Here is a 14,614-nt window from a genome sequence, read left to right as displayed (position 1 = left end):
CCGCTTACTTGATGGGGGAAATCTTCAGGTTGCGCAGCATGCGCTGCAGCGTGGTGCGCAGGATCTCCAGGTCCGCCGGCGGCACGTCGTGCACCGACCACTCGTACTGCGCCGACACCGCGGGCAGCATCGCATCGAGCAGGTCGCGCCCCGCCTGGGTGATGGAGATGATGACCGCGCGGCCGTCGTCGTCGTCCTGTTCGACCGTGACCAGTTCCTGCGCCTCCATCCGGCCGATGGTGCGGCTGAGCGTTGACGACTCGACCAGCGTCAGCTCGATCAGGTCGCGCATCCGGGCATGGTCGCGGCGGGTAAGGGCGATCAGCACCCGGTACACGCTGGCGGTCTGGTTGAAGGGGCGCAGCGCCTCGGTCAGGCTGATGGCCAGCCGTTCGGACACCTGGCGCAGCAGGTAGGCCGTCTTCTTTTCGCTGCGCTGGTCCGAGAAGGCATCCGGCTCGTCATCGACCGGATCGACCGGCTTGCGGCGGGAGGAACGCGTCGAGCTGGAGGCCATGGCGGAGGAACCGTGATGGTTGCGATGGGCCTATTTACTCACAAATAAACTTGCATATGCAAGTTCTTTTACAAGTATTTTTTCGGATGTGTTTGCATATAAATGATGAAAGAGGAGTGAACTCGGTCCGCGTATCAGGGCCGCCTTACAGGGAAATCCGCTCAGGGGCTGGACGATTGAAGGGATTGATTGAACGTCGGGACAGTACGGTTCTTCGCTCAGGGCTTACCGCCACGCTCGATGAAGGCATCCGCACCGACATGGAACCGCTCGACCAGGGCTGCAATCTGCCGGGTGTTGAACATCCTGCGGCCTGCCAGGATTTCGGAAATCACACTCTGGCTTCCCACCTCGGGCAGGTCGGACTGGGTCAGCCCATGCTGGTCCATCAGAAAGCGCAGCACATCCCGAGGGGATGAGGCCGGAATGGCATGGTGGTCGGCCTCATATTCATGCACCGCTGCGGTCAGCAGGTCCAGCAAGTCAGCCAGCGGGTGCGTCACATCTTCCCGTGCAGGGGTATCGCGGGTTTGGTCCAGAATCGCTTCAATCAGCGCCAGGGCACGGTCGTAGTCCACCTCGTTGCGGATCGCACCCACGCCGGCCACGGCGCGGAACTCGCCATAGCTGCGGGCCACCTTGGTCAGGTCGGGGATCACGGCTTCCATGAGTCGTACTCCTTGTGCGTAAAAACGTGCTTGATGAAGACAGTTTGCGATCGGAACACCACGTCCGCAACGATGCGGTACTTGTTGCCGCCTACGTCGAAGACTACATAGCCACCCACCCAGTCCACCGTGTTGAACACCGTCTTCAATGCAGAGAAATCGGTTGCTTGAGCGTGTTCCAGCGTGGTGTGCCAATGAAGCAGCGCATTGGTGGATGCTGGGTGGACGACCCAGAATTCACGCAATGACCGCTTGGAGATGATGTGCATGGAATAGATTATCGCAAAAGCAAATAAAAATAGCAAAATGCAATACAACCGTAGCTGAATCCGGACGTACACGCACGACGTGTTGCCATCCACGACTAGCTAGCGCACCAAGCGCCCCATCCTCACCCCCAACGCCCCCAGTGCCGTCGCCGTGGCCAGCCCCACCACGCCCAGCCAGCCCGCGTGCGCCCACACCAGGCTGCCCAGCCCCGCGCCAGCGGCCATGCCGATGAACATTCCGGCCACCAGCAGGGCGTTCAGCCGGCTGCGCGCCGCGGGCTCCAGGCCGTAGACCTGGGTCTGGCTGGCCACCAGCGAAGCCTGCACGCCGAAGTCGAAGCCGATGGCGCTGGCGACCAGCAGGGCGAGCTGCGCCTGCGCCGGCAACACCTCGGTCAGCGCCAGGCTGGCGAACGAGACCGCGGCGATGATGGTGGCGATGCGGGCCACGCCGTCGGAACCGCGGCGGTCGGCCAGCCGGCCGGCGAAGGGCGCGGCCAGGGCGCCCGCCGCGCCGGCCAGGCCGAAGGCGCCGGCCGCCGTGCTGCCCAGGTGGAAGCGGTCGTGCAGCATCACGGCCAGCGTGCACCAGAAGGCGCTGAAGCCCACCGCCAACAGGCCTTGCGCGTAGACCGCGCGGCGCAGCGCGCCATGGCGGCGCCACAATTGCGCCATGGAAGCCAGCAGCGCGCCATATCCCAGCTGCGCGGTGGGCGCGAAGCGCGGCAGGCCGCGCGCCGCCACCACGCCCACGCCGGCGACGGACACCGCGGCCACCAGGAACATGGCGCGCCAGTTCCAGTATTCCGCCACGAAGCCGCTGACCACGCGCGACAGCAGGATGCCCAGCAGCAGGCCGGTCATGACGGTGCCCACGGCCTTGCCGCGCTGCGCATCGGGCGCCAGCGTCGCGGCCGCCGGCACGATGTCCTGAGCCAGCGTGGCCGCCAGTCCCACCGCCAGGCTGGCGGCCAGCAGCCAGCCCACGCCCGGCGCCAGGCCGCTCAGCAACAGGGCCAGCGCCAGCACCGCCGACTTGCCGACGATGATGCGGCGCCGGTCGTAGCGGTCGCCCAGCGGCGCCAGCAGCAGGATCCCCGCCGCGTAGCCCAGCTGGGTCAAGGTGGGCACCAGGCCCACGGTGCCTTCGCCGGCCCCCAGGTCCTGGCTCAGCAGCCCCAGCATGGGCTGGCTGTAGTAGATGGAAGCCACGCTCAGCCCCGCCCCGGTAGCCAGCAGGCCGACCAGCGAGGTGGTCAGCCGCGCGGCGGGTGCGGCAGCTAGGGACGCACCATGCGCGATTTGTATGGATGACATGCTCGTAAACCCGGAATCGTTCGATAGGACGGGATTCTGCATGGCCGCGGTTACGTCGTGTAGCCCCTGAGGACGCAGATTCGTTATACGCTTGACGCATGAAAACCAGCGTGTCCCCTTCCATCGACCGCATCGAACTGATGCAGACCTTCGTCCGCATCGTCGAAGCCGGAAGCCTGTCCGCCGCCGCCGTGCAACTGGGCACCAGCCAGCCCACGGTCAGCCGCAGGCTGCAGACGCTGGAACGCCTGTTGGGGCTGCGCCTGCTGCAGCGCTCCACCCACGGCATGACGCTGACCAGCGACGGCGAACGCTGCTATGCCCACGCGAAGGAACTGGGCGCGACCTGGGACGCCATGGAGGCCGACCTGCGCGGCGCCCACGACGAGCCGCGCGGCACGCTGCGCGTGCTGGTGCCGCATGCCTTCGGCCAGGACCAGATGGTGGCGCCGCTGACCGACTACCTGCGGCGCTATCCCGAAGCCTCGGTCGAATGGCTGCTGCAGGACCGCCACGCCGACTTCATCGCCGAAGGGCTGGACTGCGCGATCCAGGTGGGCGCGGTGAACGACCCCGATGTCGTCGCCATCCTGCTGGCCGAAGTGCCCCGCATCGTCGTGGCCGCGCCGTCCCTGCTGCCGAACGGTACGCCGCCGGACGAGGTCAAGGCCCTGGAGACATTGCCCTGGGTGGCGCTGAACATGTATTACCGCGACGAGGTGGTGCTGACGCGCGGCGCCGACGGCATCGGGCACCGCTTCCCCATCCGCCCGCGCATGAGCACCGACAGCCTGTACGCGCTGCGCGCCGCCATGCTGGACGGCGTGGGCGCCGGCATCACGTCGGCCTGGGTGGTGGCCGACGACCTGCGCCAGGGCCGGCTGCGCCACGTCGCGCCCCAATGGCGCGCCGCTTCGCTGCCGCTCTACCTGATCTATCCGTACGCCCGCTACTACCCGGCCAAGCTGCGCGCCTTCATCGACATGATGCGCGCCGCCATGCCGACCATGGCGGGCGTGGCCCCGGCGCTCACTCGACGGTGATGTTCGCCGCCTTGATCAGCTTCCCGTACTTGGCGCTTTCGGCGCGGACATAGTCCGCGAACGCCTGGGGCGGCGACCCCTTGCCGACGAACGCCTGTTCGCTCAGCGTCTGCTTGACCCGCGGCGAGTCGATGGCCTTGCGCACGGCGTCGTGCAGTCTGGCCACCACGTCGGCGGGCAGGCCCGCCGGCCCCCACAGGCCGTACCAGGACACCATCTCGAATCCCTGCAATCCCGATTCGGCCACCGTGGGCACGTCGGGCAGCGAAGGCAGGCGCTGGGCGCTGGTGACGGCCAGCGCCTTGGTGCGGCCGGCCTTGACCGGCGGCAGCGACGACGGCACGGCATCGATGACGGCGCTGATGTGGCCGCCCATGAGATCGGTCAGCGCAGGCCCGGTGCCCTTGTACAGCACGACGGGGATGTCGGCCTTGGCCTCGTAGCTGATGGCGGCCTCGGCCAGGTGGCTGGCCGAACCGGCGGCGGAGGCGCCGAAGAAGTATTTGCCGGGCGCCTGGTGCGCCAGCGCGATGAACGACTTGAGGTCTTTCGCCGGCACGCCGGGGTTGGCGGTAACCAGCAGCGGCACCTCGCCCAGGTTGGTGATGGGCGTGAAGTCCTTGTGGATGTCGTAGGGCAGGGACTTGAGCAGCCACGGGCCGGCCGCGAAGGTCGAGGCATTGACCAGCAGGGTGTAGCCGTCAGCCGGCGCGCGCGCCACCGCTTCGCTGCCTATGGATCCGCTGGCGCCGGCGCGGTTCTCGACCACGAAGGTCTGGCCCAGCTGGTGGCCCAGGCTGTCGGCGAACACGCGCGCCACCGCGTCCACCGTGCCGCCCGGCGGATAGGGCACGATGACGCGGACGGGCCGCTGGGGATAGGCCTGCGCGCTGGCGGCCAACGTGGCGGCGCAGGCCAGCAGGCCCGCGAGATATCGGATGAAAGGCTTCATGTCGGTCTCCTTTGTCGTTGTGATGGGCGGGGGGGCTAGGGTTGTCGGCGCTCGAAGATCCTGAGCGTGTCGTCGACCAGGTCGCGGTCGACGTCGCGGGTGATGAAGACGATGCGGGTGCGGTGGTCGTCGTCGGGCCAGGCGGGCAGGAAGGAATGGGGATGGAACACGTGCTGGACCCCGTGTATGACCACCGGCCGGCCCGGGTGCTCGATGACGTTGACGATGCCCTTGACGCGCAGCAGGTCGGGGCCGCGCAGCGTGGCCAGCATGGCCAGCCAGCGCTGCACGCCGGCCCATGACACGGGTTCGTCGCGGGTCACCACGTACGACCGGATGCGGTCGCCGTGGCGGGTGCGGTCGTGGTCGTGATGGTGTCCGTGGTCATGGCGGTGGGCGGGATGTCCGTGCGCATCGTGCGCATCGGCGTGCAGCCAGCGCCGTACGTCGCGCGGGCGGCCGTCCGGCGCCGCCAGCCAGTCGCCGTCGTCACGGCCGGCGCGCACCGCATCGGCGCCCGGATTGATCTCCCGCAGCCGGCGCAGCAGGGCCTCGGACTGGCCGGCGGACGCGAGGTCGGTCTTGGTCAGCACCAGCAGGTCGGCCACCGCTGCCTGCTTCACCGCCTCTTCCTGCCGGTCCAGCGTATCGATGCCGTTGCAGGCATCGACGGTCGTGGCCACGTGGTCCAGCCGGTAGCGGCGCGCCACCGCGGGCTCGCCCATCAGCGTGTGCAGGATGGGAGCGGGATCGGCCAGCCCGGTGGTCTCGATCACCACGCGCCGCAACGGCGCGGCCTGGTCCGCCATCCGCCGGTCCAGCCGGTCGAAGGCCTCGACCAGGTCGCCGCGGATGGTGCAGCAGATGCAGCCGTTGGCCAGCAGCACCATGTCCTCGGCGCTCTGTTCCAGCAGATGGTGGTCCAGCCCCACCTCGCCGAACTCGTTGATGATGACCGCCGTGTCGCGCAGGGCGGGCCGCGCCAGCAGGCGGTTCAGCAGCGTGGTCTTGCCGCTGCCCAGGAAGCCGGTCAGCACCGTGACCGGGATGCGGTCGTCCGTCTCTATCATGGCAAGGCTCCGGAACGCGCGCCGCCGTGCAGGCGGGCGAAAGAACTCAGGGTGCGATCCAGCCGGCCCAGCAGCCATGCCGCGCCGGCCTGCGGAACACCCCCGTCGGGATCGGCCAGCGCCGACAGCACGGCTGCCATGCCTCCTTCCTGTCCGGCGGGGGCATGGCATTGCAGCAGCGCGTGGGCCTCGGCCTCGCCCAGCCGCCCGGCATCGTCGCGCAGGTAGTCCAGGATGTCGCGCTCGAAATCCTGCAGCCGCAGCGTCACGCCGCCCATGCCGCACGCGCAGGCGCCGCCCATGGACACGTGCTGCAGCGCCAGGTCGTTCCACAGGCGCAGCAGCGCGGCGGCGCGGGCGGCGGCATCAGGCGGCACGGCGGCCCCGCAGCGCCTGGGTGGCGGCATGGTCCACCGCGCCTTCGGCGGTCATCGCCACGCCGTAGACGTCGCGCGCCGCCTGGGCGCTGACATAGCCCTCGCGCACGTCCTCGGCCACCGTCTCGGGGTCGCGTCCGCGCGGATCGCCGAAACCGCCGCCGCCGCCCGACAGCATCTTGTAGGCATCGCCGCGCTCCAGCCGCACGTTGAAGATCTTGGCGTTGGGCATGCCGTCGTCCCATTCGCCCTTGCGGCGGATGGCGATGCCGTTGCCCGCGGCCTCGTGGCCCCCCTCCAGACCCCAGGGCTTGCAGTGCATGCGGTCGATGCGCGTGGTCACGGCGAAGGGGGACAGCGCCTGCACCACCATCTCGGCGCCCAGTCCGCCGCGATAGGTGCCGGCGCCGCCGCTGTCGGCGCGGATGGCATAGCGCTCGACCAGGACCGGATACTTGGCCTCGAGCTGCTCGGTGGGACTGTTGTGGGTGTCGCCGTCGTTGATGCACACCGTGACGGACACGCCGTCCTCGCGCGATTTCGCGCCCCAGCCTCCGCCCAGCGGGCCGATGCCCACGATGAACAGGCGGCCGTCCTCGGGCGAGATGCCGTGGATGTTGGGGAACACCAGGTCGGCATGGTGGCCGGCGATGGCGCGGTCGGGTATGGCCGGCGCCAGCGCCTTGAAGATGGTGTCGATGACGGTCATGGGGAAAGTCATCCAGACCCGCATCGGGAACGGGCGCTCGGCGCTGATGACGGTACCCATGGGCATGACCACCTTCAACGGCCGGAAGCTGCCGTCGTTGACCGGATAGTCGGTGGGCGTGGTCAGGCACTTGAAGGCCACCTGCGCGCACGCGATGCCGGTGGTGAAGCCGGAGTTGTAGAAGCCGCGCACCTGCCGGCTCACGTCCGACAGGTCGATGGTCATCTCGTCGCCCTGCTTGATCACCTTGACCCGGATGGGAATGCGCCGCCCCACGTCCACGCCGTCGTCGTCCATGTAGGACTCGGCCTCGTAGACGCCGTCGGGAATGCTGAGCGTGTTCTGCCGCGCCACCGCTTCCGACTGGTCCATGATCTGCGCGATCGAGCCGTGCACGGCATCGGCGCCGTAGCGCTGGACCAGTTCCAGGAAGCGCCGCTCGCCGGTGGTGATGGCGGTGATCTGCGCGCGCAGGTCGCCCAGCGCGCGCTCGGGCAGGCGCACGTTCATCGCGATGATGTCGACCAGGTCCTGGTTGACCACGCCGGCGCGGCGGTACTTGACGATGGGGATCTGTATCCCTTCCGAGAAGATGTCGGTCGTGACCTGGCCCAGCGTGCCGCCCACGTCCAGCCAGTGCGCCATGCAGCACGTGAAGGCGACAATGCGGCCCTCGTGAAACACCGGCATGGTGAAGGTGAAGTGATTCAGGTGGCTGCCGGTGACGTAGGCGTCGTTGGTGACCAGGATGTCGCCGGGATGGATGTTCTCCATTCCGAAGTGGCGGATCTTGGCCTTGACGGTCTCGGACATCCCGCGGATGAACATGGGCAGGCCCAGGCCGATCGACACCGTGTCGCCCTCGGGCGTGAACAGGCCCACGGTGAAGTCCAGCGCCTCGTAGATGATGAGGTTGTAGGCGGTCCTCGTCAGGTTGGTCTTCATTTCCTCCGTCACGGCCAGCAGGCCGTTGCGGATGATCTCCACCGTGACCGGATCGACGGTGTGCTGGTTCGTTTCTCGCGCGTTCATCAACGTTCGCTCCCGATGGCCACGTGCAGGTTGCCGCAGTCGTCCACGGTCAGTTCGTCGCCCGGCTGGACGACGGTCGTGGAGGCGTGTTCTTCGATCAGGGCTGGCCCCGGAATGCGGTTGCCGGCCAGCAGGGCGTCGCGGCGGTACACCGGCGTCGGCACCTGGCCGTGCGAACGGAAGTACACCGGCTTGGTGGCGCGCAGCGCGCCTTCGGGCGGCGTCTGGCCGCCGGCCCGCACAGCATGGCGCGGCGGCTTGCGCATCACGCCCAGCACGGTCACGCGCAGGCTGACGATGTCGGCCGGTTCGGCCGGCGCGCTGGTGCCGTAGCGGATGGCGTGGACGTCGTCGAAATGGCGCTTGATCGCGTCGCGGTCCTGGCGCTCGAAATACACGCGCGGCAGGTCCACCGTGACCGCATGTTCCTGGCCGACGTAGCGCATGTCGGCCGAACGCTCGATAACGATCTCGTCCGGCCGCACCGCCGAGGCCGCGACCGCCGCACGCCCTTCCGCCTCCATCGATGCGTACAGCGACTCGATCTCGTCGAACGACAGGTCGTCCAGGTGGCGGAACACCGAACGCACGTAGTCGTAGCGCAGGTCGCTGAACAGCATGCCGTAGGCCGAGAAATAGCCCGGCGCATAGGGAATGAGCACGCGGCGGATGCCGAGTTCGCGCGCGATGGCCGAAGCGTGCAGCGGCCCGGCGCCGCCGTAGACCACCATGGTGAAGCTGCCGGCGTCCAGGCCGCGCTCGGTGGTGACCGCCTTGACCGCGTGCGACATCGCCGTCACCGCGATGCGCAGGATGCCGTCCGCGGCCTCGACCGTTTCCAGTCCCAGCGGCGCGGCGATGCGCTCGTGCATGGCGGCGCGCGCGCCTTCCAGGTCCAGCGGCATCTCGCCGCCCAGGAAGTGTCCGGCGTCCAGGCGGCCCAGGACCAGGTTGGCGTCGGTCACGGTGGGTTCGGTGCCGCCGCGGGCATAGCAGACGGGGCCGGGCATGGACCCGGCGCTGCGCGGGCCTACCCGCAACGCATTGCCCAGCTCGACGCGCGCGATGCTGCCGCCGCCGGTGCCCACCTCGAAGATGTCCATCATGGGGATCTGGATGGGCAGCGCCTTCTCGTAGCCGCCGATCAGCGCGCTGCCGGTGGTAAGCGGGCGCCCTTCGCTGATCACGCCGGCCTTGGCCGTCGTGCCGCCCATGTCGAAGGCGATGGCGTCGGGCAGGCCGAGCTGCGCGCAGATCGCCTGGGCGCCGATGACGCCCGCGGCGGGACCCGACTCCAGCATGCGCACGCATTCGCGGCGCGCATGTTCCAGCGGGAACAGGCCGCCGGTGGACTGGACCGCGTAGAAGTCGCCGCCGAAACCGCGCTCGCCCAGGTGCGTCTCGAGCTGGCCCAGGTAGGCCGACACGCGCGGCCCCACGTAGGCGTTGGCGACCGCGGTCGACACACGCTCGAACTCGCGATATTCCTGCGACAGCTCATGCGAGGCGGTCACGAAGGCGTGCGGCAGTTCCTCGAGCAGGATCTCCTTCACGCGCTTCTCGTGGTCGGGCTTGCGATAGGAATGCAGCAGCAGCACCGCGGCCGCCTCCACGCCCTGCGCCTTCAATTCCCGCGCCACCTCGCGCACCCGTGCCTCGTCCAGGGGCTTGTGGATGCTGCCGTCCGCGCGCAGCCGCTCCTGGACTTCGTAGCGCAGCGAACGCTTGACCAGCGGCGTGTGCTTGGAGAAGAAGAGGTTGTAGGCATCGGGGCGGTTGACGCGGCCGATCTCGTAGATGTCGCGGAATCCCTCGGTGATCAGCAGCGCCGTCTTCGCGCCGTTTCGTTCGAGCAGCGTGTTGATGGCGATGGTCGAGCCATGCAGGAAAAGGTAGCCGTTGCGCAGGTCGATGCCGGCGCCGTCCAGCGTGTGCTGGATGCCTTCGACCAGCCGGCCGTGCGTGGACAGGGCCTTGCCGAAATGCAGCGTGCCGGTGCCTTCGTCGAAGGCGGCCATGTCGGTGAACGTCCCGCCGATGTCCACGGCGATGCGCAGGGGCGCCGCTGCGGGCGCCAGATGGGGTGCGGTCATGGTTGTGGGCGCAGTGCGCGCGATGTCGTGACGGCTGGCAGTGTAGGAAGCACGCAGATATCTTCCTAGACTGTGACCAGAGATTTCAGACATGCCAAAATAGAGATGTCTTAACGAACCTGCCAACCCATGAACCAGGCCGACCTGAAACTGTTCGTCGAAGTGGCCGAAAGCGGCAGCTTCACCAAGGTGGCGGCCGCGCGCATGACCGTGCAGTCGCACGTCAGCCGCCAGATCGGCAACCTGGAACGCGAGTGCGGCGGCAGGCTGTTCCGCCGCACGGGCCGCGGCGTGGTCCTGACCGAACTGGGCGAACACATCATCGCCCGCGTGCGGACCTGGCTGGCCGACACCGACCAGTTGTTCCGCGAAATCCGCTCGACGTCCCCGGTACCCATGGGCGAAGTCCGCCTGGGCATCCTGCCGTCGGCCGCCCATCCGCTCCTGACCACGCTGTTCGGCCGCGTACGCCAGCAGTACCCCCTGATCCGCCTGAACGTGCGCGAGGGGCAGGGCGGCGAACTCGACGCACTGCTGGACGCGGGCCTGGTCGACATGGCCGTCCTGTTCCGCTTCCACAAGCCGGCCAGCGCCGAGGAACGGCTGCTGGCCACCGGCCACACCTACCTCGTGGCGCGTCCCGGCGACCCCCTCACGCGCGCGCCTTCCATCGACTTCGCGCGCCTGCAGGACCTGCCCCTGGTGCTGCCCCGGCGGCCCGCCCACTGGCGCGCGATCCTGGACGAGACCGCCCGCAGCAAGGGCTTCGCGCTGCAAGCGGCGATCGAGGCGGATTCGCTGACCGCGCAGAAGGAACTGGCCGCCACCCAGTCGGTGTATGCCGTCCTGGGGCCCTATTCGATCATGCACGAACTGCGCCAGGGATCATTGCAGGCCACCCGCCTCGTCAATCCGGACCTGCGCCGCTACGTCACGCTGGCCCTGCCGAAGTCGGGCGTGATGACGCCCGCCTGCCAGGCCGTTTCAACCATGTTGCAGGACATCGTCGAACAATGGGGCGGCGACCTCAGCCCGCCGAAGGAAGCGGCGGCGATCGGATACACTGCCCGGCACCGTGGCGCCAGGTCCGGCGCCAGCCGCGGCACAAACCCGAGGTCCGCATGAGCAAGAGCACCGACAAGCCGCATCCCGACCGGCGCCAACTCCAGCAGATCATTTCGGGGCTGACGGAAGGCATCGTCCTGCTCGATCCGGACGGCGCCATCATCTGGGCGAACGCAACGGCGCTGGCCATCCACGACGCGAAGAACCTGGCCGCCCTGGGCCGCACGGCCGAGGACTATGTCGCCGCATACACCCTGAAGTACCGCAACAACCACACGCTCGCGCCGGCCCAGTATCCGATCATGCGGGTGCTGGCGGGCGAGCGCTTCAGCGACGTGGTGGTCGAGGCGACCCGGCCCGGCGACGAGTCTTTCCGGCGCATGCTCCAGGTGCGCGGCCTCGTGCTGACCGGCGCATCGGAAGAACCCCAGTCGCTCGTGCTCGTGATCCAGGACGTGACCGAGCGCTTCAGCGCCGAGGAACGCTTCGAGCGCACCTTCAATACGAACCCCGCGCCCGCCATCATCTGCAGCCTGGCCGACCTGCGCTACGTCAAGGTCAACCAGGGTTTCCTGGACATGACGGGCTATGCCCGCGACGAGGTGCTGGGCCGCTCCACCTACGAACTGGACGTCCTTAACGAGGCCGCGCGCCGCGACGAAGCGATACGGCTGCTGGAGGAAGGCCGCACGATTCCGCAGATGGAAGCCTCGCTGCGCCTGAAGGACGGCGGCACCAAGCTCGTCATCGTGGCCGGCCAGCCGCTGGACGTGTGCGAAGACACCTGCATGCTCTTCACCTTCATGGACCTGGAGCCGCGCCGCCGGGCCGAGGACGCGCTGCGCCAGACCGAGGAACGCTTCTCGAAGGCCTTCATGCTGGCGCCCGTGCCGATGGCCGTCTGTCACCGCGGCGACTTCGCGCTGATGGCGGTGAACGAAGCCTTCATCGCCGCCACCGGCCACGAGGCGCCGGACATCCTGGCCAAGACGCCGGCCGACCTGCACCTGTGGGCCGACGCCGCCGTCCATCGCAAGCTGAAAGACAACCTGGACGCCACCGGCAGCGTGCGCAACGCCGAGGTCGCCCTGCGCACGCGCGGCGGCGACGTGCTGGACTGCCTGCTGTCGGCCGAAACCGCCACCATCAACGGCCAGGCCTGCGTGCTCGTGGCGATCCAGGACATCACCGATCGCAAGCGCGGTGAAGAGGAACTGGTCGCGGCCATCGACACCGTCATGCAGGACGCCTCCTGGTTCAGCCGTACCGTCATCGAGAAGCTGGCCCAGATCCGGCGTCCGCAGGACGCCCTGGCCGGCACCCTGGCGCTGTCGGAACTGACGCCGCGCGAACACGAAGTGCTGGGACGGATGTGCCAGGGCGAGAACAACGAGCAGATCGCGGCGGCGATGCGGGTATCGCCCAATACGGTGCGCAACCACATCGCGATGCTGTACAGCAAGATCGGCGTGCACCGCCGCAGCGACGCCATCGTCTGGGCGCGCCAGCGCGGCGTGACCGGATACGAGGTGCCGGCCAAGGGCGCCGGACGCACACGTGGGCGCTAGAAGCGCGGCCCGTGGGACAGAAAGACTACCGCCCCTGGTACATGCTCATCTAGCCGCGGTCCCGGCTCGACGCTAAAGTCTGTCCCACCCCCAGTCCGGCAACGGACTGCACCCTTACCATCGATGAGGAGTTCGCATGGACAAAGATCGCATCAAGGGCGCAGCCAAGGAAGTCAAGGGCACCGTCAAGGAAACCGCGGGCAAGCTGACGGGCGACCGGTCCACCGAAGCCAAGGGCAAGGTGGAGAAGACCGTGGGAACCGTGCAGCGCCGTATCGGCGAAGCCAAGGACAAGCTGCGTGACGAGCTGAACGAGAAGTAACGCAGCGGCGGCCCACGGGCCGCCGCCCCATCCCGGTACACCAGCAACATCCATGTCCCCACCTGACGACGCCAGCACCCTCCACGAACTTCGGCTACGCGAACTGCACCATCGCATGCGCAACGGCCTGCATCTGCTCTCGAGCGCCTTGCAGGTCCAGGCGCGGCGTTCCGGCAACGAGGACGTGCGCCGGGAATTCGGCGTCGCGGTCAGCCGCATCGAAAGCCTGGTACGGCTGCACGATCATGCGTACCGGCAGGAACCCGGCGTGGTGCCCGACGCGTCTGCGTATCTGGCCGACCTGGCGCAGCATCTGCAGTCGGCGCTGATCGACCCTCGCTCGAACCGCCTCGTGGCCATCACGTCCAGCGACGAGTTGCCGCTGGACAGCGACGCCGCGATGTCGCTCGGCTCGGTCCTGATCGAGCTGGCGACCAATGCCGTCAAGTACAGCGCCGGCAACGTCCATCTCGACGTGGAGTACGGGCCGGGCCTGGTCACGGTTACCGTCGAGGACGAAGGCGTGGGCTTTCCGCCCGAGTTCCAGCTGCCGGCCGATGCCGGCTTCGGGCTGCGGCTGGTCGGACGCATCTGCGAACAGCATGGCGGCTCGCTGACCATCGACCGGTCCGTTGCCTTCGGGCGCATCATCGCGGTCATCGGGCTGGGGCGCTAAGGCTCCAGCCGCCAGCGCGGATCCCGCTCGAAGCACGCCGACACGAAGTCGACGAACTCGCGTATCTTCAGCGACGAATGGCGCGGCCGCGGGTGGATCACATACAGCGTGCGCGACGCCGGCGTCCAGGCGGGCAGCACCGGTACCAGCCGCCCTTCGTCCAGGGCCCGGGCGATCATGAAGGTCGGCAGCATGGCCAGGCCCGAGCCGCCCAGCAGCGCATCCTTGAGCACCTGGCTGTTGTTGCTGCGCAGGCTGCCGCCCACGTGCACCATGCGCTCGGTCCGTCCGTCGGAAAAATGCCATTCGTCCGGGGCCGGACCGCGATCGTAGACCAGGCAGTCGTGGCGCTTCAGGTCCTGCGGCGCGGCGGGCGCCTCGCGTCCCGACAGATAGCCGGGCGATGCCGCTACGGTGCGCGTCATGCGGGCGATGGCGCGGGTGGCGTGCGTGGGATGGTTGACGTATTTCTGGTTGCTGCCCAGGGCCAGCGCGACGTCGTAGCCTTCGTCGTCCAGGTCGACGAAGCGGTCGTTCAGCGTCATCTCGACCTTGACGGCGGGGAACTGCCGCAGGAACTCCCCCATCATGACCCCGAAGCCCGCGTAGTCCAGCGACACCGGCGCGCGGACCTTCAGCATGCCGCGCGGCATGGTCTGCATGGACGCGGCCGACCGCTCGACCTCCTCCAGGTCGTCCAGCAGCCGCGCGCATTGCGCGTAGTAGCTGCGGCCCGCCTCGGTCACGTTCAGGCGGCGCGTGGTGCGGGCCACCAGCGAGGTGCCCAGGTGCAGCTCCAGCCACGTCAGGTACTTGCTGACCGATCCCACCGACATGCCCAGCTGGCGCGCGGCCTGCGTGAAGCTTTCGTGCTCGACGACCTTGCGGAACACCGACATCGCCACGAAGCGGTCCATATTTTTTCCGGATTGGAAA

At 68.4% G+C, this 14,614-nt stretch carries 14 protein-coding genes and 1 pseudogene; 5 read left to right on the top strand and 10 right to left on the bottom strand.

The features are described 5' to 3' along the window. Positions 1 to 4 precede the first annotated feature (4 nt). From WKR98_RS04735 to WKR98_RS04720, 4 genes are all read right to left on the bottom strand, one after another. Positions 5 to 517 carry a MarR family winged helix-turn-helix transcriptional regulator gene (locus WKR98_RS04735; RefSeq protein WP_124692106.1) on the bottom strand — a complete coding sequence of 171 codons (513 nt, stop codon included), beginning with the start codon at positions 515 to 517 and terminating at the stop codon, positions 5 to 7. Between the two features lie 218 nt (positions 518 to 735). Further along, positions 736 to 1,185 carry a helix-turn-helix domain-containing protein gene (locus WKR98_RS04730; protein WP_341432218.1) on the bottom strand — a complete coding sequence of 150 codons (450 nt, stop codon included), beginning with the start codon at positions 1,183 to 1,185 and terminating at the stop codon, positions 736 to 738. Next, complete coding sequence (locus tag WKR98_RS04725) at positions 1,173 to 1,454, bottom strand: type II toxin-antitoxin system HigB family toxin (protein ID WP_124692104.1); 282 nt, start codon at positions 1,452 to 1,454, stop codon at positions 1,173 to 1,175. Before WKR98_RS04725 ends, WKR98_RS04730 begins: the two co-directional genes overlap by 13 nt. A 99-nt stretch (positions 1,455 to 1,553) precedes the next feature. Continuing rightward, positions 1,554 to 2,771 carry an MFS transporter gene (locus WKR98_RS04720; protein WP_341432217.1) on the bottom strand — a complete coding sequence of 406 codons (1,218 nt, stop codon included), beginning with the start codon at positions 2,769 to 2,771 and terminating at the stop codon, positions 1,554 to 1,556. Positions 2,772 to 2,869: 98 nt separating this feature from the next. On the opposite strand from WKR98_RS04720, the gene WKR98_RS04715 reads away from it, so the two are divergent. After that, positions 2,870 to 3,814 carry a LysR family transcriptional regulator gene (locus tag WKR98_RS04715; protein ID WP_341432216.1) on the top strand — a complete coding sequence of 315 codons (945 nt, stop codon included), beginning with the start codon at positions 2,870 to 2,872 and terminating at the stop codon, positions 3,812 to 3,814. Here WKR98_RS04715 and WKR98_RS04710 read toward each other — a convergent pair. From WKR98_RS04710 to WKR98_RS04690, 5 genes and pseudogenes are all read right to left on the bottom strand, one after another. Further along, the gene (locus WKR98_RS04710; RefSeq protein WP_341432215.1) at positions 3,801 to 4,766 is read right to left on the bottom strand and encodes a Bug family tripartite tricarboxylate transporter substrate binding protein; all 966 of its coding nucleotides are present in this window, start codon (positions 4,764 to 4,766) and stop codon (positions 3,801 to 3,803) included. The two genes, WKR98_RS04715 and WKR98_RS04710, sit on opposite strands and share 14 nt — an antisense overlap. Before the next feature lie 35 nt (positions 4,767 to 4,801). After that, positions 4,802 to 5,836, bottom strand: a complete 1,035-nt coding sequence (locus WKR98_RS04705; RefSeq protein WP_341432214.1) for a CobW family GTP-binding protein — start codon at positions 5,834 to 5,836, stop codon at positions 4,802 to 4,804. Beyond that, positions 5,833 to 6,153 carry a hypothetical protein gene (locus WKR98_RS04700; RefSeq protein WP_445936092.1) on the bottom strand — a complete coding sequence of 107 codons (321 nt, stop codon included), beginning with the start codon at positions 6,151 to 6,153 and terminating at the stop codon, positions 5,833 to 5,835. The genes WKR98_RS04705 and WKR98_RS04700 overlap by 4 nt, the downstream gene beginning before the upstream one ends. A gap of 24 nt (positions 6,154 to 6,177) precedes the next feature. Beyond that, a pseudogene (locus WKR98_RS04695) lies at positions 6,178 to 7,954 on the bottom strand (hydantoinase B/oxoprolinase family protein); the annotation flags it as partial. Beyond that, complete coding sequence (locus WKR98_RS04690; protein WP_341432212.1) at positions 7,954 to 10,047, bottom strand: hydantoinase/oxoprolinase family protein; 2,094 nt, start codon at positions 10,045 to 10,047, stop codon at positions 7,954 to 7,956. The gene WKR98_RS04690 and the pseudogene WKR98_RS04695, both read right to left, overlap by 1 nt. Positions 10,048 to 10,176: 129 nt before the next feature. Between WKR98_RS04690 and WKR98_RS04685 the strand changes: the two genes are divergently transcribed. The 4 genes from WKR98_RS04685 to WKR98_RS04670 all read left to right on the top strand — a co-directional run bounded on the left by WKR98_RS04685 (position 10,177) and on the right by WKR98_RS04670 (position 13,678). Then, on the top strand, positions 10,177 to 11,172 hold the full coding sequence (locus tag WKR98_RS04685) for a LysR family transcriptional regulator (RefSeq protein WP_124692097.1): 996 nt from the start codon (positions 10,177 to 10,179) through the stop codon (positions 11,170 to 11,172). After that, complete coding sequence (locus WKR98_RS04680; protein WP_341432211.1) at positions 11,169 to 12,680, top strand: helix-turn-helix transcriptional regulator; 1,512 nt, start codon at positions 11,169 to 11,171, stop codon at positions 12,678 to 12,680. The genes WKR98_RS04685 and WKR98_RS04680 overlap by 4 nt, the downstream gene beginning before the upstream one ends. A 136-nt stretch (positions 12,681 to 12,816) precedes the next feature. Then, the gene (locus tag WKR98_RS04675) at positions 12,817 to 13,002 is read left to right on the top strand and encodes a CsbD family protein (protein ID WP_124692095.1); all 186 of its coding nucleotides are present in this window, start codon (positions 12,817 to 12,819) and stop codon (positions 13,000 to 13,002) included. Positions 13,003 to 13,054: 52 nt separating this feature from the next. Then, the gene (locus tag WKR98_RS04670; RefSeq protein WP_341432210.1) at positions 13,055 to 13,678 is read left to right on the top strand and encodes a sensor histidine kinase; all 624 of its coding nucleotides are present in this window, start codon (positions 13,055 to 13,057) and stop codon (positions 13,676 to 13,678) included. Here WKR98_RS04670 and WKR98_RS04665 read toward each other — a convergent pair. Next, positions 13,675 to 14,595, bottom strand: coding sequence for a LysR family transcriptional regulator (locus tag WKR98_RS04665; protein ID WP_341432209.1), 921 nt, complete (start codon positions 14,593 to 14,595; stop codon positions 13,675 to 13,677). The genes WKR98_RS04670 and WKR98_RS04665 overlap by 4 nt on opposite strands. Positions 14,596 to 14,614: the final 19 nt, after the last annotated feature.

The organism is Pigmentiphaga sp. YJ18 (assembly GCF_038066655.1).
Lineage (GTDB): Bacteria > Pseudomonadota > Gammaproteobacteria > Burkholderiales > Burkholderiaceae_B > Pigmentiphaga.
This window is presented reverse-complemented; position numbering and strand designations above follow the sequence as displayed.

Coding starts and splice junctions, on each gene's coding strand:
- WKR98_RS04735 (WP_124692106.1), bottom strand. CDS start 517: ATGGCCTCCAGCTCGACGCGTTCCTCCCGCCGCAAGCCGGTCGATCCG.
- WKR98_RS04730 (WP_341432218.1), bottom strand. CDS start 1,185: ATGGAAGCCGTGATCCCCGACCTGACCAAGGTGGCCCGCAGCTATGGC.
- WKR98_RS04725 (WP_124692104.1), bottom strand. CDS start 1,454: ATGCACATCATCTCCAAGCGGTCATTGCGTGAATTCTGGGTCGTCCAC.
- WKR98_RS04720 (WP_341432217.1), bottom strand. CDS start 2,771: ATGTCATCCATACAAATCGCGCATGGTGCGTCCCTAGCTGCCGCACCC.
- WKR98_RS04715 (WP_341432216.1), top strand. CDS start 2,870: ATGAAAACCAGCGTGTCCCCTTCCATCGACCGCATCGAACTGATGCAG.
- WKR98_RS04710 (WP_341432215.1), bottom strand. CDS start 4,766: ATGAAGCCTTTCATCCGATATCTCGCGGGCCTGCTGGCCTGCGCCGCC.
- WKR98_RS04705 (WP_341432214.1), bottom strand. CDS start 5,836: ATGATAGAGACGGACGACCGCATCCCGGTCACGGTGCTGACCGGCTTC.
- WKR98_RS04690 (WP_341432212.1), bottom strand. CDS start 10,047: ATGACCGCACCCCATCTGGCGCCCGCAGCGGCGCCCCTGCGCATCGCC.
- WKR98_RS04685 (WP_124692097.1), top strand. CDS start 10,177: ATGAACCAGGCCGACCTGAAACTGTTCGTCGAAGTGGCCGAAAGCGGC.
- WKR98_RS04680 (WP_341432211.1), top strand. CDS start 11,169: ATGAGCAAGAGCACCGACAAGCCGCATCCCGACCGGCGCCAACTCCAG.
- WKR98_RS04675 (WP_124692095.1), top strand. CDS start 12,817: ATGGACAAAGATCGCATCAAGGGCGCAGCCAAGGAAGTCAAGGGCACC.
- WKR98_RS04670 (WP_341432210.1), top strand. CDS start 13,055: ATGTCCCCACCTGACGACGCCAGCACCCTCCACGAACTTCGGCTACGC.
- WKR98_RS04665 (WP_341432209.1), bottom strand. CDS start 14,595: ATGGACCGCTTCGTGGCGATGTCGGTGTTCCGCAAGGTCGTCGAGCAC.